13 protein-coding genes and 4 pseudogenes are annotated in these 22477 nt (G+C 60.1%); 8 read left to right on the forward strand and 9 right to left on the reverse strand.

All coding sequences use genetic code 11. The features are described from left to right. Positions 1 to 50: 50 nt before the first annotated feature. Positions 51 to 269, forward strand: a complete 219-nt coding sequence (locus EJ074_RS18885) for a helix-turn-helix transcriptional regulator (protein ID WP_126105025.1) — start codon at positions 51 to 53, stop codon at positions 267 to 269. A 739-nt stretch (positions 270 to 1008) separates the two neighbouring features. Here EJ074_RS18885 and EJ074_RS18890 read toward each other — a convergent pair. Both EJ074_RS18890 and EJ074_RS18895 read right to left on the reverse strand, forming a co-directional pair. Continuing rightward, positions 1009 to 1707, reverse strand: a complete 699-nt coding sequence (locus EJ074_RS18890; protein ID WP_129553653.1) for an OmpW family protein — start codon at positions 1705 to 1707, stop codon at positions 1009 to 1011. A gap of 38 nt (positions 1708 to 1745) precedes the next feature. Next, positions 1746 to 3908 (reverse strand): prolyl oligopeptidase family serine peptidase, encoded by a 2163-nt coding sequence (locus tag EJ074_RS18895; RefSeq protein ID WP_129553654.1) that lies wholly within the window; start codon positions 3906 to 3908, stop codon positions 1746 to 1748. Between the two features lie 545 nt (positions 3909 to 4453). On the opposite strand from EJ074_RS18895, the gene EJ074_RS18900 reads away from it, so the two are divergent. Together EJ074_RS18900 and EJ074_RS18910 are read left to right on the forward strand one after the other, a co-directional pair. After that, positions 4454 to 5653, forward strand: coding sequence for an IS256 family transposase (locus tag EJ074_RS18900; RefSeq protein WP_127863054.1), 1200 nt, complete (start codon positions 4454 to 4456; stop codon positions 5651 to 5653). A 1573-nt stretch (positions 5654 to 7226) separates the two neighbouring features. After that, a pseudogene (locus tag EJ074_RS18910) lies at positions 7227 to 7427 on the forward strand (SMC-Scp complex subunit ScpB); the annotation flags it as partial. A gap of 117 nt (positions 7428 to 7544) precedes the next feature. On the opposite strand, the gene EJ074_RS29785 reads toward EJ074_RS18910, so the two are convergent. Continuing rightward, complete coding sequence (locus tag EJ074_RS29785; RefSeq protein ID WP_164748801.1) at positions 7545 to 7826, reverse strand: hypothetical protein; 282 nt, start codon at positions 7824 to 7826, stop codon at positions 7545 to 7547. Between the two features lie 172 nt (positions 7827 to 7998). On the opposite strand from EJ074_RS29785, the gene EJ074_RS29950 reads away from it, so the two are divergent. Further along, a complete protein-coding gene (locus EJ074_RS29950) occupies positions 7999 to 8217 on the forward strand; it encodes a hypothetical protein (RefSeq protein ID WP_207210048.1) in 219 nt (72 codons plus the stop codon). A 68-nt stretch (positions 8218 to 8285) separates the two neighbouring features. On the opposite strand, the gene EJ074_RS29790 is transcribed toward EJ074_RS29950, so the two are convergent. The 5 genes and pseudogenes from EJ074_RS29790 to EJ074_RS18940 all read right to left on the reverse strand — a co-directional run bounded on the left by EJ074_RS29790 (position 8286) and on the right by EJ074_RS18940 (position 14953). Further along, positions 8286 to 8447 (reverse strand): hypothetical protein, encoded by a 162-nt coding sequence (locus tag EJ074_RS29790; RefSeq protein WP_158302656.1) that lies wholly within the window; start codon positions 8445 to 8447, stop codon positions 8286 to 8288. A gap of 148 nt (positions 8448 to 8595) precedes the next feature. Continuing rightward, a pseudogene (locus EJ074_RS18925) lies at positions 8596 to 9590 on the reverse strand (tyrosine-type recombinase/integrase); the annotation flags it as partial. Between the two features lie 219 nt (positions 9591 to 9809). Further along, a complete protein-coding gene (locus EJ074_RS18930; RefSeq protein ID WP_129553656.1) occupies positions 9810 to 13343 on the reverse strand; it encodes an autotransporter domain-containing protein in 3534 nt (1177 codons plus the stop codon). 702 nt (positions 13344 to 14045) lie between these two features. After that, positions 14046 to 14678, reverse strand: a complete 633-nt coding sequence (locus EJ074_RS18935) for a hypothetical protein (protein ID WP_063169290.1) — start codon at positions 14676 to 14678, stop codon at positions 14046 to 14048. After that, a complete protein-coding gene (locus tag EJ074_RS18940) occupies positions 14675 to 14953 on the reverse strand; it encodes an AlpA family phage regulatory protein (RefSeq protein WP_063169289.1) in 279 nt (92 codons plus the stop codon). The genes EJ074_RS18935 and EJ074_RS18940 overlap by 4 nt, the downstream gene beginning before the upstream one ends. A 975-nt stretch (positions 14954 to 15928) precedes the next feature. On the opposite strand from EJ074_RS18940, the gene EJ074_RS18945 reads away from it, so the two are divergent. Further along, a complete protein-coding gene (locus tag EJ074_RS18945) occupies positions 15929 to 17860 on the forward strand; it encodes a potassium transporter Kup (protein ID WP_126080677.1) in 1932 nt (643 codons plus the stop codon). A gap of 307 nt (positions 17861 to 18167) precedes the next feature. After that, a pseudogene (locus tag EJ074_RS18950) lies at positions 18168 to 18628 on the forward strand (OB-fold nucleic acid binding domain-containing protein); the annotation flags it as partial. Positions 18629 to 19140: 512 nt separating this feature from the next. Here EJ074_RS18950 and EJ074_RS29795 read toward each other — a convergent pair. Beyond that, positions 19141 to 19637, reverse strand: a pseudogene (locus tag EJ074_RS29795) (aldehyde dehydrogenase family protein); the annotation flags it as partial. A 611-nt stretch (positions 19638 to 20248) separates the two neighbouring features. On the opposite strand from EJ074_RS29795, the gene EJ074_RS18965 reads away from it, so the two are divergent. Together EJ074_RS18965 and EJ074_RS18970 are read left to right on the forward strand one after the other, a co-directional pair. Continuing rightward, a complete protein-coding gene (locus tag EJ074_RS18965; RefSeq protein WP_063169282.1) occupies positions 20249 to 20587 on the forward strand; it encodes a helix-turn-helix transcriptional regulator in 339 nt (112 codons plus the stop codon). Next, positions 20577 to 21893, forward strand: a complete 1317-nt coding sequence (locus EJ074_RS18970; protein ID WP_063169281.1) for a HipA domain-containing protein — start codon at positions 20577 to 20579, stop codon at positions 21891 to 21893. Before EJ074_RS18965 ends, EJ074_RS18970 begins: the two co-directional genes overlap by 11 nt. Positions 21894 to 22477: the final 584 nt, after the last annotated feature.

Raw genomic sequence — 22477 nt, forward strand, 5'->3', positions numbered from 1 at the left:
ACATATTATAGTTGATAAACTCAAGCCGCCTGATCCGCTGGCTTGCGTGCATGGATATGCGCAAGTTGGTCGGACGGAATGTGCAGAGGATCAGGCAAAGGAAGCGCCTGACGCAGGAGCAGCTTGCGGAGATTTCCGGGTTCAGTCAGCAGTACATCAGCGGCTTGGAGAAAGGCCGAAGAAATCCGACAATTATCACGATCTATGAACTGGCATTGGCCCTCGGCGTCAGCCACATGGATCTGGTTCGGCCCGACAAACAGGGCTGATGCACCCGCCCTCCAAGTAGCTGGCGGCCTGATGGCGCGCGCCGGGTGCTTGTGAACCCACGCTTTTCTTAGGTCCCCCGGCAGCCCCTGCCATTTAGCTCGCCCTCGCGCGGGCGCATCCTATTGGACAGTCGGACGCTGCGTTTTTGTCAGCTTTTCCTGGGACGTGGGGTGGTCGGCATTCCCTTTTAGGCCCGCCGCGGCCTGCCGCAATCTTCGCTCTCGCTTCAGGTCCTTCTCTTGTTTACGGTCCTTCGGATGCGGTCCGCCTCTTTCAGCGGGCCTAATCGCTTTCTGTTGCCCGCCCCACGGGGACAGGCACGCGAGACTAGTATGGAGCGTTGCGGTTAGCGCGCGAACAGCAAAGGAACCGAAAAAACAGGCAACTGTCGCAGTATGGCTGAACCAGCCATCGTGTCGGCATCTAGGAGCCGCGTGTTCGCCTTGCGCTGACACGAAGCTCAGACATGACGTCCGGGAGACGATGCTGGCAAATAGTCTGGCTGAAGCATTCCACCCACAATACCAAAGCCCGTCCCGATTCAAAGCGCTTCTGAGCACTCCATCTCAGGCGCGGGGCCAGCTGGCCAGTTCACCTTCTTGGTCCGCCGGAAGAGAGCCCCGCCCTCTCGACAATCGGCTTCATGAGGTCTCGCCCTGCAGTGTCGACCGTAAAAAAGGGCGCGCGAGGCGCCCTTCATTTAAACCGGCAGTCGGGAAGCAGACTTCACTCTGATATTCAAAAGCGGTAGGTGACACCTGCGCCTATCAGCCAGGGATCGAGCTCCGCCTTCCCCGTCAGCTTCGCGCCGGCCACCGTGACGTCGAAGTCCGGCTTCAGGAAAAGCTTCTTCACGTCGAAGTTGAGGCCCCAGTGCTGGTCCACCATGTAGTCGAATCCGACCTGCAGCGCCGTGCCGAACGTGTTCTTCACCTTGAGAGCATCAGCGCTGCCAGTGTCCTGGTTGTAGAAGATCGTGTAGTTCACGCCGGCGCCGACATAAGGCTTGAACGCGCCGAGATCGGTAAAATGGTACTGCAACGTGAGCGTCGGCGGCAGCAGCCAAACTTTGCCGACGTTGCCCAACCCTCCGATCGTCCCTTGGCCCGCGATGTTGGCATAAGTGGTACCGAGTATGAGTTCGGCGGCGATGTTGTCGGTGAAGAAATACGAGATATCGAGTTCCGGCGTCACCGTGTCCGAATACGAAAGACCGGAGCCGGGAAGCGTATCAACGTAGCCCAGATCTTTCGTAACGACGCCCAACGCCCGCAGGCGGACCTGCCAAGGGATTGGCGCTTCGGTGACCGAGGCTCCCGTCTCCGCCAGGACGGTCTCTGCTTGCGCAGGCTCCGCGGCGACGGCCTGCTGTCCCACCATGATCAGGGCCACCGCCGCTGCTGTTGCCCGCGCTACGCCCATTCGCGTTCTCGCCATGAGATTCACTCCTTGATGTTCAGAAAGGATGCACTGCACTATTTCGTCTCCTGCTCGAATGAATTGTTGATGGACCTCAAATGCCCCACTTGCGTTGCAACGCGTTCCGCCGTCTCCGGAAAGTGATCGTTGAAGCCGATTGCGCTGCGGAGAAAATTGGTGCCTAGACTGATGAATGCGGCTTGCTCCCGATTGTCCTCGCCGCAGCCGTGCCCGCCTGCGCTGGCCTCGTAGAAGTAAGCGGGATAGCCAAGAGCCTGCAGTTTTGCGGCCATCTTGCGCGCATGGCCCGGATGGACGCGGTCGTCGCGTTTCGTGGTGGCGATCAGGATAGGCGGATAGGGCTGTCCCGGCGCTGCGGCGTGATAGGCGGAGATTTCCTTCAGGAAAGCCCAATCGTGAACCTTGTCCGGATCGCCATATTCGTCGATCCAGCTCGCGCCCGCCAAGAGCTTGGTGTAGCGACGCATGTCGATAAGCGGTGCTGTGCAGAACAGAGCCCCGAAATGCTCAGGATAGCGGGTCAGCATGTTTGCGATCAGCAGGCCGCCATTTGAGCCACCCTCGGCGGCAATCCGCCTCGGCAGGGTGATGCCCCTTCGCACGAGGTCGGCGGCAACGGCGGCGAAATCGTCATGGGCGAGACGCTTGCCCTCCCTGCGCCCGGCTTCGTGCCAGCGGGTGCCGAACTCGCCGCCGCCGCGGATGTTCGCCTCGACACACGTGCCGCCGCGCTCGAGCCACAGCTTGCCCAGAGGGGAGTTGTAGTAGGGCAGGAGTGATACGCCGAACCCGCCATAAGCGGAAAGGTGAATCGGAGCATCTCCGTTCCCGTTCGCCGGACCAACCTGCGTATAGGGGATCAGTTCATGATCGATAGAGACTGCCTCGTGGCGCGTGACCACCAGTCCGGATGCATCGAAATTCTCCGGGCTGCGCTTCAGGATTGCTGAAGCGCTGAGAGACGGCGCGGCATTCAGATCGAACAGCAAGAGCTGCGGCGGCGTGATCGGATCCTGAGCACAGATCAGGACCTCTCCATTGGTCTCGTGAACTGCCGCATCGAATGACCAGACGTCGACACTACCTTCGGCGGGCAGGGTGTTCAGGACTCGGCGCGTCCATTCCTGGTGGCTGGGAGTGAACATCTCGAAACGCGGTGCGAGATTGACGAGGTAAGAGATAATGAGCTTCCCGTCATTCCAGAAGAATGACTGCATGGAGCGCCTTTCCCCTGGTTGAAACAGGGTCTCAAAACGGCGTCCGCCAGCGAGGAAAGAGGAAAGCGAGATGACGATCAGCGCGTCGGCGGGATGGGTGGTGCCTCCCACCGTCCAGGGCTTGCGCGGCCTTACCGCCAGCCAGTCGCCGAAGACCCGCCACGACGCGTCGCGAGGAAGATCGATCTGCCTCCTCGGCCCGCTCCTATCGCCGATCCAACTGATCTTCTCGAAGAAGGCCGGCTGCTCGATGAACCAAAGGCGCTCGCTGCGGCCGGTGCGGTCCGAATGACCAGACACTTGGAAGCTTTCGAACCCGGCCTCGAAGATTGCCGGCGTGGTGAGGGGATCCGCGTCACGCTTCCACAGTCGAACGGTGCGCGCATAGCCGGAGCGGGTGGCCATGCCATTACCAAGCGCACTGGAAAGCAGAAGCGTGTCAGGGTCCAGCCAATTAACGTAGCCTTTGGCCTCGGGGAGGTTGAAGCCGTCGGCGACAAAGCTCAGAGAGATCAGGTCGAATTCGCGATGCACGACCGCGTCGCTGCCGCCGCGCGACAGGCGCAGAACGGCTCTTTCCCGTCTCTCCGGCTCGATGGACGCGCCGTCCCAGATCCAGTCCTCTCCGTCGCTAGCCGCGAGAGCATCCAGATCGAGCAGTAGCTCCCATTGGGGATCCGCCTTCATGTAGGCGGCAAGGGTGGTCCGGCGCCACAGTCCGCGTGGATTACCGTCATCTCGCCAGTAATTGTAGAGGTACTGACTACGGCGCGCGATCAGGGGAAGATTGTCGCGATTGTCGAAAATGGCTGTCAGAGCCGCGCGGTCGCGCTCGAATTGCGCTCCACCGAAGTGCTTCAGGGTCTTTGCCGATTGGCCGGCGGCCCAGGCAAGTGCCCGCTCGCCCTCTACATCTTCAAGCCAGACATAGGGATCGTCGTCGGGAGCATCCAGCGTTGGACGGACATCAAATGCGTTCATGTCCGGACAGCCTTCAGAAAGAAGGGATAGAGGCTTCCGTTTGATCGGGAACGCTTAGTGTTGGTAGCGGCGCCCACATGTTCGAAAAGCGTGATCATTGATGAGTTCTTCCAGTCGGTGCGGCATCGCAGTGCTTTTGCGCATAGGGACCGCAATTGTCGTGCCAACTGGGAAAATCGTTTCGGAACAATGCGATCGCTCTGGAAGCGTTGTGTCACATGTCCGACATCGTCGAGAATCCGACAACGAGTGCTCCTCCTAATCACCGGATCAACCTCCGGCGCCAGGCGGTGACACCGTGCAGAACTCGAGCAGTGAAGCTCATTGGTGAACCTGGTTGACGCCCAACATCTTCGCTCTGGAGCGCTTCACGCACACGGATTCATGGCGGTCGTGCCCCGCTGAGTGGTGTAGCTCGGCGGTAGCGAAGCCGCTCGCGAGCGCGCCCTCAACAGCGCCGTAGCGAGCGAGCGGCGTAGCGGTGGTCATCGATGTTCTTCGGTAGGGTTGGGTTGCTGACACAACCTGATTCGAAGGAAGCACCGATGACCGACGACATGATGGACCTGCGCACGCTCGTGGAGAAGACCCCCGACGCCGATATCTTGCGCGAGATGATCGGCTTTGCCGCTGAGCGGCTGATGGAGCTGGAAGTGGGCGCGGCGACCGGCGCGGCCCATGGCGAGAAGAACCCGCTGCGGCTTGTCCAGCGCAACGGCTATCGCGACAGGGACTGGGAGACGCGGGCCGGCACGGTCGAGCTGCGCATCCCAAAGCTGAGGAAGGGCTCCTACTTCCCCAGCTTCCTGGAGCCGCGACGCATGGCCGAGAAGGCGCTCACCGCGGTCATCCAGGAGGCCTACGTGCAGGGCATCTCGACGCGCTCGGTCGACGACCTGGTCAAGGCGATGGGCGCGAGCGGCGTCTCCAAAAGCCAGGTGAGCCGGCTCTGCGAGGAGATCGACGGCAAGGTGAAGGCCTTTCTCGAGCGGCCGATCGAGGGCGATTGGCCATACCTGTGGATCGACGCCACCTACCTGAAGGTGCGCCGCGGTGGCCGCATCGTCTCGGTCGCCGTCATCATCGCCGTCGGCGTCAACGCGGACGGCCGCCGCGAGGTGCTGGGCATGGAGGTCGGCACCTCCGAGGCCGAGCCGATCTGGACCGAGTTCCTGCGCAAGCTGACCCGTCGCGGCCTGCGCGGCGTCAAGCTTGTCGTCTCCGATGCTCATGAGGGCCTCAAGGCCGCCGTCACCAAGGTGCTCAGCGCCACATGGCAGCGCTGCCGGGTCCACTTCATGCGAAACGTGCTGGCGCACGCCGGCAAGAGCGGCCGCAGGGTCGTCTCGGCCTTCATCGCGACCGCCTTCGCCCAGGAGACGCCCGAGGCTGCCAGCGCCCAATGGCGTGCCGTCGCCGACCAGATCCGGCCGAAGGTGCCGAAGCTGGCGACAATCATGGACGAGGCCGAGCCCGACGTGCTGGCCTACATGACCTTCCCCAAGGAACATCGCACCAAGCTCCACTCGACGAATCCGATCGAGCGTCTCAACGGCGAGATCAAGCGGCGCACCGAGGTCGTCGGCATCTTCCCCAATGACGATGCCATTGTCCGTCTCGTCGGCGCGTTGCTGCTTGAACAGAATGATGAATGGGCCGTGCAGCGGGCGCGCTACATGACTCTTGAGACCATCAGCCAAATGAGCGATGATCCGCTCATCAGCCTGCCGGCAGTGGCGCGCTGATCAATTCCGGCCCATGCCGGAGAGCACGGCGACCAATGCCGTCAGCTACACCACTCCAGTGGGCACGATCTTCATGGCAGACACCATGATGCGATCGATGCGGTTAGAGACCAAGCTGGCTGCGCCTGTGAGTTTCAGCCGCCAGCTGGAAGCAGCTGAGTTCTGACGAGAAGGGTGGGGCACCCCTTGGGCGACCTGATGGTTGCCCAAGCCCTGCCGCAATCTTGGCCTGCACCGTCCCCTTGATTGCTGTCGATCAAGCCAGGAAGCTGCATTCGGGCGAACGCATGGGGCTGGTCCCCATCGCAACTTGGGCTGATGTGGGGCCGTCGATATGCGATACGAGGGTCTAGGATAGGGGAGCTCGGGCTCGGTAGTATCTCAGCGAGACGGCTAATGGTCGACGAAGTCTTCCTGACGCCACGCATTGGTATGCCGCAGCAAAAGGGGCGTTCGGGCGCAAGTCTGGTTGTGAAATCGGCTGCTACAGGGGCATGCCGCGCTTCATCTCCATACCGTCCGCGAAGAAAGCGCGGCGCGAGCATCACCAAAGAGAAGCGGCGCGCCGTTCGTTTTGCGGTCCACTGACCAGTCGGCTTCACCTGTACAATACGGGCTGGCATAGCGTGAAACTTAGCCTCCAATGGCGGAAATTTCCCCCAGGAGACCTAGATGACTAAGCTTATAGCACCCGGCTACGACAACCTGCCCACAACCAGCGTCGAAGCCACCGCCACGCCACCAGGTCTTCAGGGAACGTCCTGAACGGAACCCAGCCGGGCACTCCTATCAAAGCGACCCCCTTCGCATGCTCAGGCCGCGCTTGCTGTCGCTGCGCGGGACCGACAGCCTGCTTCTGCCCTGCACAGTGCCGACGACACATGCTTCGACGAAATGGCGTCATCGAGGTCGGGTGGCTTCGGCGCCGGTGCTTTGCCAAATTGCATGATGTTTGGACGTCCGTGGGGGCGGGCAAGGGGGCACAGTCGTGCCTGCAGTTCTCGTGACTGGCGCGGTCGAGGCTGATGGGCGGGATGAACGATCATATGACTGCACCACTGGTATGACGCCGCGCGAAAGGGCATGGGAGTTTTTGCGCCGCAATCCAGCATTCCAGCGTGAGGTGACCGCTGCAAGCCAGCAGGCCAATAGCTGGTCTTACCAACCCTTGCTTGACCTGGTCGCGTCGGCCGGCGACCTGTTACGCTGGGGTGTTCTGTTTCGCCGAGTCTTATGGGCGAAATTCGATCGTTTCTGGTTCCGCTCTGGTGCGTCCATGTGTTGCCAGTCATTGCAGAACATCTGCCAGCATCGTCGGAGACAACGCCGTGCGAACTCTTGGCATTGCCAGGTCGTGCGACGGTCCTGCCTGGCGCCCGGCAAAGGCCAACATGTTCTTCTTCGCAATGCCGAGCATACGCTCCAGCTCGCCGTCTCTGGCGTGGATATCTTGAGCCTGTCTGTCTCCGAACCGAGGCGATCTGGCCCGCGAGCTTTTGAGGCACCGCCTGAGGGCGGCTCGAGTGCCTCAATGCTCTAAGTGTGGGTCAACGTCTGCCTGCCCGCTGAATTTGGCACGCCTTACACCTACGTCACGACCAAGACCTTCCTGTTGCACTTCGGCCTCGACACACTGCGGGATTTGCCCGATTTCGAGGCGATTGAGGTTGCCGCGCTGCCCAGCAAGGAGAAGCTGCTGGCGGGCGATACTGCCATCGGGCTGGTGAGTGGTGGAGGAGGTGAGGAGCGACACTCCAAGGCCAGGACGGGCTAGCGCAGCAGATACATGGAAGTAATCGCTTGATATGAGCGGTTGAGAGTCGAATCAGGGAACTATGCGATCACTATCGATAAGAGGTGGCAATATCGATCGTGATTGTATCGGGCCACTCTACGGCGAAGGAGGCGGCAACTTGTGTCTCCGACCCGAAACGATTACCTTGCGGCCATTATGAGCAAGCATTTGGCATCCGTCTTGACGACCGTGAACGCGCCCTGCAGCGTACAGCTGGACGACGCGGCGCTGGCCGATTGCTTTGCGGATCTCGATTTGGCCAAGCAGCATCCCGCTCATGTCAGCGCCTTTCTCGGCGAGGTCCCTCTCGCCCAGCAAGTCGAGTTCGCAACCGCGCACCACATTCGCGGTCGACGAGATGAAGGCTTTTGCCGCCAAGTTCTCTGCCTGGTCCGGCGAAAGCTATCCGCTCGCCGCGTAATGGCTGGACATGATAGCCGACGCCCGTCCGAATGGCGGCGGCTTTTTCGTATTATATCGACCTGATCGGCCAGCTTCGCGGGAATGCCGGGGCTACGACTTTGAATGGTCATTTGGCGGCGGAACGGCTATGATGATCCAGATCGGCCATCGCGAAAGCCACGACATCGATATTTTCCTCGACGACCCTCAATTGCTCGGTCATCGACCATCCAAAAGCCACCAGCACTTTGAAACGATGCCGTCCGACTATTTGGGCGACGGGCTTCGGTTCCAGAAATTCGCCTTCGAAGACGTTGGCGAAATCGACTTCATCGTTGCCGGAGCGCTAACAACGAAGCCGTTCTAGACCCGCGTGGTGGAAGGCAGGACCGTGCGGCTCGAGACCATCCCGGAAATCATCGCCAAAAAGGTCTATTACCGGGGATTTCGGAAGCCAACCCGCGCGACATCTTCGACATCGCCGCCGCAGCCCGGTCGCAATTGGGCGAGGTCGTCAACGCTCTGCGTGCGCTCCCAGAACAGGTCGCTCGAACCAGACAGCGGATGGAAAAACTCAACAATGAATTCGTCGGCCATTGCACAGCTGATGATCATGCCCTGACTACGAAGCGTCGGCCGCCGACAGTCTGGACGCAGCGTTCGCTGCGCTCGACGAGGTGTTGTCATCACTCAAAGAACCTGACCCCCACGACCTAGCGACCAACCGAGGGAGGGGAGGGGTTTCTCAGAGCCCGGACGCCTTGGTGAGGTTGGTCCGGAATCTGCCGCGCCTCCGCTGATATTTGCGGGTCATCTCGGCCGAGGCATGGCCGAGCTGCTTCTGCACGTAACGCTCCTCGACGTCGGCCGACGAGGCAAGTCCGGCGCGCAGCGAGTGGCCCGAGAACAGCAGCGCCCGTTACCCTTCCGGGAGATCGGAGGGGACGCCGGCGGCGATCGTCACCTGCTTGACCAGGCGGCGACGTGCTTGTCGGAGAGCCGTTCGACGTCGACGGTCTTGTTGTCCTTGAAGATGCGGCGGAACAGGGGTCCACGTGCGATGCGGCCAAAGCGGATCCAGCTCTCGAGCGCGACTACGGGGTAGGTGTGGTCGCTGGAGCCGCGGCCGACCTCGACCTCGCGCCAGCCGGTCTTGCCGCGCAGGGTGACCAGCAGCCCTTGCCGTCAAAAATCTCGATCCAGCTGGCGCCATCGCTGTTGTCGTCGCGCATGACGTCGAGACCGACGATCTCGGAGCGCCGCAGGCCGCCGCCACAGCCCAGGAGCAAAATAGCGCGGTCGCGCAGGCCCTGAGGTCGTGGCCGAGCGTGGCGATCATCGCCAGCAGATCGTCGCCAGGACCGCCTCTTTCTGCCGCGGTGGCTTTGCGTGCTTGCGGCGAATGCCGGCAAGAACCTTATAGATATGCCGCTCCGCGCGGTCCAACGGCCGGCCGCGCTGGGTAAAGTTCCAGGCGAGGCCGGAAAGCCGCCGCTCGATGGTCGCAAACTAAAGGGCAGGGGCGCCACGCTTCGGATCGCCGGCGGCGGTGCCCGAGGCACAGGCGCTGATATTGAGCCTGATCACCTTCGAGCCCGGAGGCAGGGGATCGAAGCCAGCGCGCCGGCACCAGGAGGAAAAATGCCGCCAATCCTTGGGGTAGGCGTCGCGCGTGTTCTCCGAGGTGGCGTTGTAGCCCCTCGCGGTCTCGACCAGTTCCTGGACATGCGCCGGGACTCTTTGAGCCGGGTCTCCATCTCCTTGTAGAGCTTGTCAAGCTCGCCATCGACTGGCTTCAGGTCGTCGATTGAACATTGCGTCATCATAGGCTTTGTGCCTTGTTGTAGCAGGCATCGTCCGTTCGCGCGGCGGACACAGACATCACCGTCGCTGAGCCGAGAACGACGGTAAAAGAAAATGCACTCACTGACTTCATAACCAATCTCTTTTGCGGGTGATTTAGAAACGGACGCCGAGCTTGGCGCTGAACCCGTGTGTCTGGGCATCCGAGGCGATCTGTCCCTGATAGGCGATGCCGAACGTCGCGTTCTCGGTGATGTTTACGTCAAGCCCAGCTTCGAGCAGAGCTGCGTTCTTTGCGATCGGCACGCCCTTGATGGCGAAGGAGGAACCGCCAGCAAAGGCAAGAACGGTATCCGGCCTGACGTCGCCGAAGGCGTGGCGCCAGCCAAGACCGCCGCGCGCGGTAGCAGTCACGGTGCCGAGGGTCAGTACCGTCGACGCACGCAGACCTAGCGTGGTAAACGCCGTGTCGCTCGAGCGATCCCCGCTCGACAAGGCGGCTGCGCCGCCATTCTCGGTGAAGCCATCGGCGTCAAAATTCACATAAGCGAGATTAGCGTAGGGCTCGAAGGAAGCCGAAGCCGTATTGATACGGTAGCCGAGCTCGCCAAAGGCCTGGAACGTGCCGGCGTCGTAATCGGCCGAAAGGCTGTCGGCGAAGCCTGGAAAGACCACGGACCTGCCGGTCTCGATGCTGTGCCAGGTATAGGCAAGGCCGGAACGAAAACCGAGATTGCCGTTCTGCGTGCCGGCAAAAAGACCGAGATGGTAATTCTCGCTCGAGCCCGACGACGCGCGATCGTCCGCCTCCAAGGAGGTATGGCTGTAGCCGCTGATGAGGCCGAGCCGCCAGCTTTCGCCGACAGCCGCGTCACCGCCAGCCAGAAAGCCGCCTGTCGAGTGATCGAGACCGGCGGCATTGCCGTCGCTGTCGAGATGACCCCAGGCGCCGAAGCCACGGCCCCATACGGCGAAATTCTCACTCGTTGCCGGGGCCAGTTCCAGACCACCCAGCCCATAAGTCATCACCGGAACGCTGGAGGCACCGACGCCGTCGAACGCCGCACGGATCCGTTCGCTCGCGGCATCGCGTACAGAATGACTGTCCTCGATGAGGCCGCTATGAATGGAAGCATGAACCTCGCCTGATAGCATATCGAAAGCGTTGCGGGCTTCCGGCGCCGTCAGGAACAGGATGTTGTCCTGGATCGGATTACCGCTTCCAAGCGCCTGAGCCGCTGCGGCGACCGAGCGTTGATTGAAGGTGCTGGCTACATCGGCAAACGCCGTCGATGTGCGGCTGATATCGAGATAGACATTGTTGGCATCGTAGACGAGCTGGAAATCGACGAAGGGCGTCGCGTCTGTCGCCAGAGCCCCCGTCAGCCCGCCATAGGTGCCGCTTACGCCGCCTGCTGCGGAGAGCAGAGTATATCGGGCATCGACCGATAGCGTTCCCTGCCGCAGCAGCTCGATCTGCGCGCCGCTGTCGATCGCCGCTGCTCCGCCAACATCGATGAGATCGGACGACCTTGCGAGGTCGACCTGATAGATCGATCCGGACTGCTGCGCGAAATCGCCCGTGACAGTCAGTGTGGTGACGATCCTGCTCGGATCGGTCGCACTGCCAGGAGCGACCGTGCCGCCCTCGGAAATGGTGACCGCACCGTAGGTGCCGCCGCCTGCGACGACACCGCCGCTGTTTGCGATAGCCGTGCCCCCGATCTGCCCGTCATTCCCGAGAAAGCCGGACGTGGTCGCATCATGGGAAAGCACACCTGTATCGGCAAGCAGCAATCCCGCGCCGGAACCGACCGTCGTCATGCCGGAAAAATTGTTCTTTCCGCTCAGCGTTTGCACGCCACCGGCAACGAATAGTTTGCCGCCCATATTATTGTTATCAACGTCGAGGTCGTTGATGCTGCCGGCGAACGTGTCGTTCGAATCCGTTAGCACCAGGGTACGCTTGCCCAGTTCGACCGTTCCGCTGCCACTCAGGCTACGAATACGGGCATCGTTGTAGGCGTCGGAGATTCCCCAATAGTCGCTGCCATTTCCATGTTCGGAGATATCGAACGTGCCGTCTGCAACGACTTTCGCTGACCGTTGGATGTTGCCGAGCCCCGCAAGCGAGAGATAGGCATCCTGAGCAATATTCGTCTCGCCGGTGTAGGTGTTGACATTCGTCATCCGGACCACCGTCTTTGTATCAAGCGTCAGCGATCCGGAGCCGGAGACGACACCCGCTATGCCGAACCCGCCCTCATTCCCCATGCTCGTCGTGATCCTGCTCAGACCGGTCCCTTCGGGTGCGGATGAATCGGTAGAGAAGTTGCTGGCAGTGACGAAATGTGACGTATAAGCGGTATACTTCTTCTCCAGATCGAAAATGACCGATCTGTTTTTGAAGAAGTCAAGACCGGCAACAAAACTGGTCTGGTCATTGGGTTGTTCCGTCGTGCCGCTGGTGTAGGTGAAGTCGATATTGTCCAGCCTTACCGGATCGCCATCCGTTCCTGCGATTGTAACGCTCGGGATGTTGCCCGATGCGCTTACGATCTCGCGTTGCTCATTTCTCCGAACATTTTTAAGTTTGACGCCCGCATCCTGAAATTGCTTCAGCATCGCATCACTGATCTCCAGACTGCCACCGCCCGGTGTGCCGGTGTCGAGCAATACCGCGGTCTTGTTGGGGTCGGTGATTGGTGGGGCTCCATCCTTAACCGTGTACTGCAGATTGTAGCTGCCTTCGTATTCGGTCGAGGCATTGGCGCCAGAGCCAGGAAAATTCTGATAAGAATCCTGATCTTTTTCCTCGGGTTCTCCCCATGGCATGGCATTAGTATATTGGGCCCGGAGGCTTGGATTGAGGTTGACAATCGTGCAGGGGGAACAGCCAGGCGTTTGGTCGCTCTCGGAATCCGGATTCACATTGGCGGAGACCACGTAGCCAGACCTGGTGACACTGCCCATCATGCCCCAGACACTTGTCTTGCCAAGAAAATCGCCGGCCCCGAATGTACCTGCGAAATCGCCGCCTTCGTCTGCCATCTTGCCAGCGGTCATTTTCGCCCGCTGCTCCTTATCGGCGTGATAAGGTTCTTGGAGATCCTGACCATACATATCTTTAAGTCCATCCGTCACGGATCCCGGCGTGCACTTAAGATTGTTGTCCTTGCAATACGCATGGGTATAGACAAAATCGAGAATGCGAGCAGCCCGGTATTTCTTATCGCTTACAGACGGCCCGTCGATTGTTATCTTTTGATCTGGATCGACATATGTAAATTTATCAATTTCCACGTTCTGAAGCTTATTACCATACGTTCCGTCCCCGTACGTATATACGTAAGGCGTGTCGGCAATCGGGCGGACCCCGGTCACCTCTGACCCGATCTGCGTGTTGAGCTGGTCCGAGCCCGTGTCGAATACGTATCGCTGCGCGTTGCCATTGTTGATCTTGGCCCAGATGCCCAGGCGGTCATGGCCTTCCCCGACATACTCCAGCGGGATCGAAATCGGGTCGTCGGCCAACGCTTCTCCAGTTGGAAATGCTACCAGACCCACCCCGAGAGACACAGCCGGCAGGAATACCGTCGTCATCGCGGTGGTTGCCGCCAGAAAGTTCTTTGTCCTGAAACAAGCCTGCATACCTGGTCCTCGAAAAAGTCTCGCAAACTGATTGTTCATTGGAACGGCCTCCTGAATTGTTTAACGAGACCCTTTATGGCGGCCCTGGCTGACAACAGCCTGAAAGCTGCAAGCGGCCTGCGAGAATGGGGCGATCCTGAATGACGACAGGTGCTGTCAACAATGGATGAGTGCTCGGCCTGAAAGCTGAGCACGCTTTATGCTCAGGCTGCTGACAAGGCCAAAGCAGCGTAAGTGCGGAGTGAAATCCAAGGTCCACATGGGTCGTCGCGCTTCCCGTGCGCCTGGGAAGGCGCCGGCCCGGCCAAGCTTTCCCAGATCGTCCGGATGGCGCACAAGATACCGGTTCAGGTCGATCGAGATGGAGGCCGAGGCGTATGCCAAGGCGGTCGACTGCCTGACGAAAGATCAGAATGCGTCGCTGGCGCTCTACGATTTCCGCCGGCAGCGAGCTCAGCTCCTGCCGGGCATCCGTGTTTACTGGCGACGAGACACAAGATGTGCCCAAATTGCCACCAGACCGTCACCTGCGATGAGTTTCGGCAACTGATTTTGTCCTTTCAATCGTCGCCACTTCCTGGCCGCGGCCAACATGGGCCACTCGAAGGCAGCAGACTGGCGGCTATATGGACGGGCTGTGAGCCCGCACCGGAGACATTGGCGAAATCTACGATCTCTATAGCAACGTCAAGGAGAAGCGCGAGGTGTTGCAGATGTGGTCAAATCACATCGAATGGCTGATCAAGCAGGCTGCGGATGACGCTCTGGCGGCGTAGCTGCTGGCATGGGCGGAAGATGCGGCGCAACAATCGTCAGAGCCTCATCGAATTGGAGATCATGCTTGACCAGCAAATGCGCGGCCAATGCTTCGATGGCTGACCAGTGATCGAGTACTAGCCGGGCCGTGCGATCTTCGATCCGCCTCCAACGGGGGCGGCGCGGCATCAGGAACCGCAACTCACCATAGATTCGCTTGGCATCCGCGTAGTCGCTGCTCCCCTCATTCCCATCGGACGCATTCATCGCCATATCGCGCGGGTCCAGATAGCCTTCGAATGCGGATTCTGCAAAAGGACCTGCCAGACACGCAACTATCTCTTGGATCGCTTCATCGCGTTGGAAATGTCGATCCATATCGTTCTCGAAAATCGGCTTTAGCTCCGAGGTGAATCCTTGCGCTGAATAGAAAACCGTGCCTTCGACAAAACCACCGCACTCTCCGTCACCGGCGTCGGGGTAAATACTAACACTTGAGAAAGCAGGGAGTTCACGGTCGTCGTCGAACATCTGACGGTGCAAAACGATGGCGGCCACCGCGTGCCCGGCTTCGTGATGCGCCACAGACGGGAGAAGATATTGGGAGGCTACATTCATGCGGTGCGGCTCTCAGATCTAGTTTCCATCCAAGCCCTGATATCGGATTCAAGCCATGCGACTCGGCCGGGGGAGATGCGACGCCGCTTAGGGAACAGGCCTGCCTTCAGAGTCGCGCGGTCGCGCTCGAACTGCGTTCCACTGAAGTGCTTCAGGGTCTTTGCCGACTGGCCGGCGGCCCAGGCAAGTGCCCGCTCGCCTTCCACATCTTCAAGCCAAAGATAGAGATCGTCGTCGGGAGCATCCAGCGTTGGACGGACATCAAATGCGTTCATGTCCGGACAGCCTTCAGAAAGAAGGGATAGAGGCTTCCGTTTGATCGGGAACGCTTAGTGTTGGTAGCGGCGCCCACATGTTCGAAAAGCGTGATCATTGATGAGTTCTTCCAGTCGGTGCGGCATCGCAGTGCTTTTGCGCATAGGACCGCAATTGTCGTGCCAACTGGGAAAATCGTTTCGGAACAACGTGATCGCTCTGGCAGCGTTGTGTCAGATGTCCGACATCGTCGAGAATCCGACAACGAGTGCTCCTCCTAATCACCGGATCAACCTCCGGCGCCAGTCGGTGACACCGCATTCCTCTGTCTTTCCAGGAGACGGCGTGGACATCAATGCCGTTCCTCACCGAACCCGCCTCCTAGCCCTTCGCCCATACGTCACGGCCGCCCCCCGGTTTGGCTTCAACCTGAAGGATTACGGCGTCCTCTTCGCAGAGAAGATCGGGTTGTTCGTGGCGCGCGCAGCGGAGCCCAAGGAGCTTTTCTGGGTTGCGGATACTGGCATGTCGATATTACGACCGTGTGTCCTTCGACAAGCTTGGTGGCTTCTTCAACCAGAATCTCGCCGCGGAGATCGAATCGTTATCTGCGCCGCAAAGTGCGGCCGGTGAGCGGCGTGGCCCTGCGTTCCAGTTGGCCACGGTCCTCGCTGGGACGAGCAAGTAAATGGCTTGCGCAGCAACGGTGCGATCACACCTGGAGCACGGCGTCATCAGGAAAGCGCCATCCTTGTGCGCCCACGACACCCTGGTCGCCATCGGCCGCATCGCGGGGGGGCACTGTGGGCGATAACCATTCATTGATCTGGGCGATTGAGGGTTCTGCCGGGGCGCTATTGCTGCTCGGTAGGGCTGCGGGCTGGCGAGTCTACCAAGGCGAGCAACGACAGGCGAGACGGCAGACATTACGTGACGGAACTTGATATTGCAGTGCAGCAAGCGTAGAGCACCGCGCGCTTATCGGAGTGTCGTCCATGGCCCTTACCAATGCTGGTAACGAGGCAGAACCTGTCGAACAATCGAGCCATTCTGAGGTCGAGCAGCACAGCACCAAGGCGCTGATGTCGGGCGCACTAGGTGTCGTTTATGGCGATATAGGCACCAGCCCGATCTATGCATTTCGCGAGGCGTTGCATGCATCAGCGGGTGGCAACGTCGCCAGCCGTGGCGACATCCTCGGCGTACTCTCGCTGATCATCTGGTCCCTGACGATCACCGTGACGATCAAATACATCATGTTCGTGCTCCGCGCCGACAATCGAGGCGAGGGCGGAGTGCTGTCGCTTATGGCGCTGGCGCGCAACAGTTTCCCGACCTGCTCTGCGGTGATCCTCGGCATCGGCATCGGCATCGGCATCGTCGGCGCGGCGCTTTTTTTTGGCGACGCCGTCATTACGCCGGCAATCTCGGTACTGTCGGCGGTCGAAGGTATGAATGTCGTCACGCCGACGTTCCAGCCCTATGTGGTGCCGCTGACACTGGCCATCCTGGCGATCGTGTTTGCGGTACAGCGGTTTGGCACCGGCGGCGTAGGATTGGTGTTCGGACCCGTTACCGCGCTGTGGTTCCTGGCCATCGGCCTTTCCGGGCTCAACCACATCATGGACGACCCGGAAATCCTGCTGGCAATCAGCCCGCATTACATCGTGTCGTTCCTGGTCAACTCGCCTGACGTCGCCTTCGTTACGGTTGGTGCAGTCTTCCTCGCCGTCACCGGAGCCGAGGCGCTCTACGCCGACCTCGGCCATTTCGGCCGCAAGCCGATCGTGCTCGCCTGGCTGGCGATCGTGTTCCCTTGTCTGTTGCTCAATTATGTCGGGCAAGGCGCCTTCGTGCTGGCAAATGGCGGCGTTGTCGGTCATCCGTTCTTCGAGATGAACCAGGGCTGGACGCTTATTCCGATGGTCGTGCTTGCCACGGCGGCGACCGTGATCGCCTGCCAGGCGGTGATCTCCGGCGCCTTTTCGCTGACCAGGCAAGCGGTACAGCTCAACATGCTGCCGCGTTTCGTCATCCAGCACACGTCGGAAAAACAGTCGGGCCAGATCTATCTGCCGCGCATCAACCTGATGCTGGCGCTGGTGGTGATGCTGCTGGTGGTCGGCTTCGGCGAATCCAGCCGGCTGGCCTCGGCCTACGGTATTTCGGTGACCGGCAATATGCTGGTGACGAACATACTGCTTTTTGTTGTGATGACGCGCATCTGGAAATGGCCGCTCGGCGTCGCGATAGCCTTAATGGCGGTGTTCGTCTTCATCGATACCGGCTTCTTTGCAGCTAACATCGTCAAGGTATTCGAAGGCGGCTGGGCCTCGCTTGCCATTGCCGCAGTGATCGTGATGACCATGTGGACTTGGATAAGAGGCAGCAGGTATCTATTTGACAAGACGCGCAGGAACCAGATTCCGCTCGATTTCCTTGCGGGCAATCTGTTGAAGAAGAAACCGCAGCTGGTGTCCGGTACGGCCGTGTTCCTGACCAGCGATCCCGCCAGTGCGCCGACCGCGTTGATGCACAGCCTGAAGCACTACAAGGCGCTGCACGAACAGAACGTCATCCTCTCTGTGGTGACGGCGCAGCAGCCCGTGGTGCCCGACAGCGAGCGGATCAAGATGGAAACGATCAATGAGCTGTTCATGCGGGTGACACTGACCTTCGGCTACATGGAACAGCCTAACATCCCGCGTGCGCTGGCGATCTGCCGCAAGCAGGGTTGGAAGTTCGACATCATGACGACGTCCTTCTTCCTGTCGCGTCGCTCGCTCAAGGCGTCACCCAACTCCGGCATGCCGGTGTGGCAGGACAAGCTGTTCATCGGCTTGGCGCGCACGGCCGCCGACGCGACGGAGTATTTCCAGATCCCGACCGGACGTGTGGTCGAGATCGGAACGCAAGTGGCCGTTTAGGTATGCCCGGTTAAGCAGAATCAATTGGCATTTCGCGAGCCGGTGAATGCCTGACCGGGCGGAGGCCACGATGCTTGCGCCAAACTGGGGTCCGGTTCCAGGCCTGAAGCTTCCGGCCCCGAAAGCCGTCCTTTACGCCTGCGATCATTTCCGTTCCGCATTGTCTTGCCGACCCACCAGTCGAGATGCGCTGAAACGACCTCGCCGGGCAGCAACTTATCATTTGAACCTAATCGATGTGCCGCAAGTCCGACCTTCATTCTTCAGTTCACAGGCTAGCGTTGCCAAAATCGGCGTGCCGCCTAACCGGCGCCGCACCGTGACCTGTCAGGATGCTATGCAGGCGCGAGGCAGAAGCTGGCTCGAGGCCGCCGGCCTGGTGCTGGTCCGGCAGCGGCCGGGCTCGGCCAAAGGCTTCATGTTCCTCTGGAGGATGAGACGGGTGCGGCAAACGTCGTCGTCTGGGTCAAGATCTCTCGAGAAATTCCGGCGCGTGCTTCTTGCTTCGGCCATGCTCGGCGTCCGCGGACGCATCCGACGGAAGAGGAGGTGGTGCACCTCGTCGCCCACGAGCTGACCGATCTGTCGGCCGGGCTGGCCAGCGTGGGAAACCGCAAGACGCCGTTTCCGTTGCCGCACGGCCGAGGGACGAGGCTCATCACGGCGGATCGGGCATCGATCCGCGCGGCATGCCGAAGGGGCGCGACATCGTCGATGCAGTATGACCATATCGACCCTATCAAGTTCAAGACGCGTAACTTCCGGTAGCGCTTCCGGAGGCCACTTCAGCAGCATGTTGTGCACACTTTTGTCGGACCCTGTTAACTGCCGATTGGCAGCAGGTCACCCCGTGCCGGATCCCAAATGTCGTCGCTCTCAAGCGCAACGACTGCCCGCACCCTTTTTAAGTCAGCGAGCACCTCCACCGCCGGACGCCGCCCCGTTTCCTGAGCCGCGGCGTAACGGGTGTATTTGTGACTGTCCGGCTCAAACCACTTCAACGATTCCAAAGTAGCCATGGCATCGCCCTTGCGGCTGCGCGTGATGCGAATGATCGTGATCCCATCCTAAGCGCTCGCGTCGAATGGAGACACGCTGCCAACGCTTCATCTGCTCTACCCCATCTTTGTTCCAAGGCGGTCGGATCATCTCAATGAGCCCTGCCTCGGGGTGGCCAAAGCATGCATATTTATCGTTCGGCCCCGCATCGAATTATCATCTGCGATGTGGGACTCGATCTTGGGTTGGCGACGGCTTCGCTCCGGGAGTAGACGTCGGACCACTGATAAGTGCCGGACCTTCTCCACAATTTCTCGGCGGACTCATCGTGAACGCTCGATTGGACGTAAATGCGGTTCGCGGAAACGCAGGTCTGGCCGGCATTGCGGAACTTCGCCTGGACCGCACCGTCAACAGCACCGTCAATGTCGGCATCATCGAAGATGATGAAAGGTGCATTGCCGCCGGTTTCAAGGCTGACCTTCTTGATCTGGTCAGAGCACTGACGCATCAGCAGCCGTCCGACCTCGTTCGAACCGGTAAAGCTGATCTTTGGAATTGGTGCAGAGTTCACGGCCCACGCGATCACCTTCGGACGCATAGATCAGGTTGACCACGCCATCGGGAAAGCCGGCCTGATGGCGAGAGCAAACATTGCACCTAGCCACGCCACGATAAGATCGAGCGCGGCTTCGTTGCGTGCGGGTCTGTGGTCAGTGGAGGGCGGAGGAAAAGCGCTCGGCGTGCTCGCCCTCGCGATACCACTGGTTCGCGCCGGCAAGCGCCAGTTTCTGAGGCAAATCGCCGAACAGCTGGTAGAGCCTTACTCTCAGGGCTTGGCATCTATGTCGCCTACGACCGCCACATGCAGCCCGTCGCGTGCGAAAGCGGCTTTGTGGAAGGCGCTTAGATCGGAGGGCGTTACGCTAGTCAGCCTCCCTTGGGCGGTCTCGAATACGGATGCGTGCGTAGATTCCGCGCCGCCAGGCCAGCTCGGCGATCGCATGAGGTTCGCGCTCATTGGCAATGATTTCGGAGAGAAGCTGGGCGCGTATGCGGTCGAAAAGTGCTGGTGTAGCCGGATGCGGGTCCCGCCGCCGAGAATGTCGGCCAGCAGTCGAGCGCCGCGGCCCCGCACCAGGGACCGCCCATGAATGACTCATGCGAGGCGTCTCAAGGCTGTCCGCGATCCAGCGCCAGATCTCCGCCTCGCCCGAGACGCGCAGAGCTGGCCGGTTGTGCAGGAGCCGTCGGCAATATCCGCCTTCCTCGTTCGGATGGGTAACGCTTGCGATACGGAGTCTTGACTTTGGCAGTCGCTCTGTGACATTACCTATATAAAGTTCGAAAGAAGGCGATATGGATCATGCATAGGTCACAGAGACCCGAATGAAGGCAACGTATAAACGCACCTATTCGCGCTACGCGATGGAAGCGCTTGGCCTTTTCGGTAAGACCATCCGGCTTGGCCGGATGCAGCACCGGTTAACCGCACAGGAGTTAGCCGAGAGAATCGGTGTTTCACGCAGCACCCTGCAGCGCATCGAGAAGGGCGATCCCAAAGTCGAAATCGGACTGATGTTCGAAGCTGCTGCCATTGTCGGTGTGAAGCTGTTCGATGCCGACGGCAATGGCATCACAGCCCTCACAGGCCGCATGGACGATCGCATCGCGCTGCTGCCGAAGCACGTCTACAAGGCCGGCAAGCAGATCGTCGATGAGTTCTAAGGTCCCCAAGTACGACGAAGCCTATGTCTGGGTCTGGCTGCCGGGCGAGACCGCGCCGGTTGTCGCCGGGCGGCTATATGCCCATGACGGACTCGTCAGCTTCAACTATGGCAGGAGCTTTCGTGAACTGGGAAGCGCGATCCCGCTTTATCTCCCGGAACTGCCCCTGAAGGCAGGCGAATTGCCTTTGCTTCCTGGCCTAACCATGCCGGGATGCATCCGCGATGCTGCCCCTGATGCCTGGGGACGACGGGTTATCCTAAACCGCAAATTCGGTGTGAAGGGCGATGAAATCGCGCGGCTCGATATTTCAGAACTGACGTTCTTGCTGGAATCAGGCTCGGACCGCATCGGCGCGCTCGATTTTCAGTTTTCGCCAATGCATTACGAGCCGCGCGCACTGGCCAATGCCACTCTCGAAGAGCTTGTCCAATCGGCGGAGCGGGTAGAGAAAGGTATTCCGCTCACCCCCGAATTAGATCAGGCGCTGCATCACGGCAGCTCGATCGGCGGCGCAAGGCCAAAGGCGCTGATCGAGGGTGACGCCGTCAAGCATGTCGCGAAATTTTCCTCGTCTGCCGACCTTTACAGCGTCGTCAAAGGAGAATTCATAGCCATGCGGCTTGCCGCCTTGTGCGGCATCAGAGCGGCATCCGTCTCGCTCGTTCGCGCCGCAGGCAACGACGTGTTGCTCGTCGAGCGATTCGACCGGATCAAGGTCACGGGCGGCTGGCAACGCAAATCCATGGTCTCAGCGCTGACGATGCTCGCGCTCGATGAGATGATGGCGCGTTACGCCAGCTACCAGGATTTGGCGGAGATCATTCGCCACCGATTCACCGCGCCGTCGGAAACTCTGCGCGAGTTGTTCAGCCGCATTGTCTTCAACATACTTTGCGGCAACACCGACGATCATGCCCGCAACCATGCGGCATTCTGGGACGGCGCTAAGCTCACCCTCACGCCTGCGTACGATATTTGTCCGCAGGCCCGCAGTGGCCAGGAGGCCAGCCAGGCCATGCTCATCAGCGGCAATAACCGCATGAGCCGGATAGCGTCCTGCCTTGAAGCGGCGCATCACTTCCTGCTCAGCGCGCCGGAAGCTCTTGCGATTGTTGAAGGCCAGCTCCGATGCATTGCGGAGAATTGGCCGCGTGTCAGCGAGGAAGCTACGCTATCCGGCACAGATCGCAATCTGTTCTGGGGCCGACAGTTCCTCAATCCCTACGCTTTTACGGCGCTGGAAGGAAGCGCCGACGTTCTCCGCGCTCTGGCTGACGAACTACGCAACAGTGTTCACGCCTGATCCGGCGCTGGATTTCGGACAAGCTCGGCAAGCGCAAGACGCCCACAATATCGACAACCCTTGCCGTGCCAGGACGAAGATTGAACAAACGGCTCTTCAACAGTGACAACGTGCACTGCGGAGAGATGTGGAGCTGACACCGCAAAAGCCCAAGACGCGCGACTTCCCGCGATACAACTCCACATAACTGAGCGTCTACAAGCGGTGCAGCCAGCCAAACATCCAGCCATCAAAGCGATGATCGTCTGATCTTTTGCCGATGACATCACGTCGGGGAAGCCTTGTTCGAGCGCTTGCCGCTTCATATCGATACCGGCCTGGGCGTAGCGCATCGTTAGTTCAGCCCGAGTGGCCTGGCCATCGACTGATGGTGGCGATGTCAACACCCGCCTTGACGAGGTGGATGGCCGTCGTGTCCCGCAAAGGGCGATGATGGATGCTTTTTTCCGCCATGGTGGTTCCTTCGCCCGCAGCCATGTGTGCGCAGCAAGTATGGAACACCGAACCGGGTGAGCAGTGTGGGGCGGTCGTTGCTTTGCTCGGCGGGACAGGGCGATACCAGACGAAGGTCACAATCGAAGATT

It is taken from the genome of Mesorhizobium sp. M3A.F.Ca.ET.080.04.2.1, assembly GCF_003952525.1.
Taxonomy (GTDB): Bacteria; Pseudomonadota; Alphaproteobacteria; order Rhizobiales; family Rhizobiaceae; genus Mesorhizobium.

Bases quoted from the DNA above. Each gene is read 5' to 3' on its own strand.
- EJ074_RS18885 (WP_126105025.1), top strand. From the start codon at position 51: ATGGATATGCGCAAGTTGGTCGGACGGAATGTGCAGAGGATCAGGCAA.
- EJ074_RS18890 (WP_129553653.1), bottom strand. From the start codon at position 1,707: ATGGCGAGAACGCGAATGGGCGTAGCGCGGGCAACAGCAGCGGCGGTG.
- EJ074_RS18895 (WP_129553654.1), bottom strand. From the start codon at position 3,908: ATGAACGCATTTGATGTCCGTCCAACGCTGGATGCTCCCGACGACGAT.
- EJ074_RS18900 (WP_127863054.1), top strand. From the start codon at position 4,454: ATGACCGACGACATGATGGACCTGCGCACGCTCGTGGAGAAGACCCCC.
- EJ074_RS29950 (WP_207210048.1), top strand. From the start codon at position 7,999: ATGATGATCCAGATCGGCCATCGCGAAAGCCACGACATCGATATTTTC.
- EJ074_RS29790 (WP_158302656.1), bottom strand. From the start codon at position 8,447: ATGGCCGACGAATTCATTGTTGAGTTTTTCCATCCGCTGTCTGGTTCG.
- EJ074_RS18930 (WP_129553656.1), bottom strand. From the start codon at position 13,343: ATGAACAATCAGTTTGCGAGACTTTTTCGAGGACCAGGTATGCAGGCT.
- EJ074_RS18935 (WP_063169290.1), bottom strand. From the start codon at position 14,678: ATGAATGTAGCCTCCCAATATCTTCTCCCGTCTGTGGCGCATCACGAA.
- EJ074_RS18940 (WP_063169289.1), bottom strand. From the start codon at position 14,953: ATGAACGCATTTGATGTCCGTCCAACGCTGGATGCTCCCGACGACGAT.
- EJ074_RS18945 (WP_126080677.1), top strand. From the start codon at position 15,929: ATGGCCCTTACCAATGCTGGTAACGAGGCAGAACCTGTCGAACAATCG.
- EJ074_RS18965 (WP_063169282.1), top strand. From the start codon at position 20,249: ATGAAGGCAACGTATAAACGCACCTATTCGCGCTACGCGATGGAAGCG.
- EJ074_RS18970 (WP_063169281.1), top strand. From the start codon at position 20,577: ATGAGTTCTAAGGTCCCCAAGTACGACGAAGCCTATGTCTGGGTCTGG.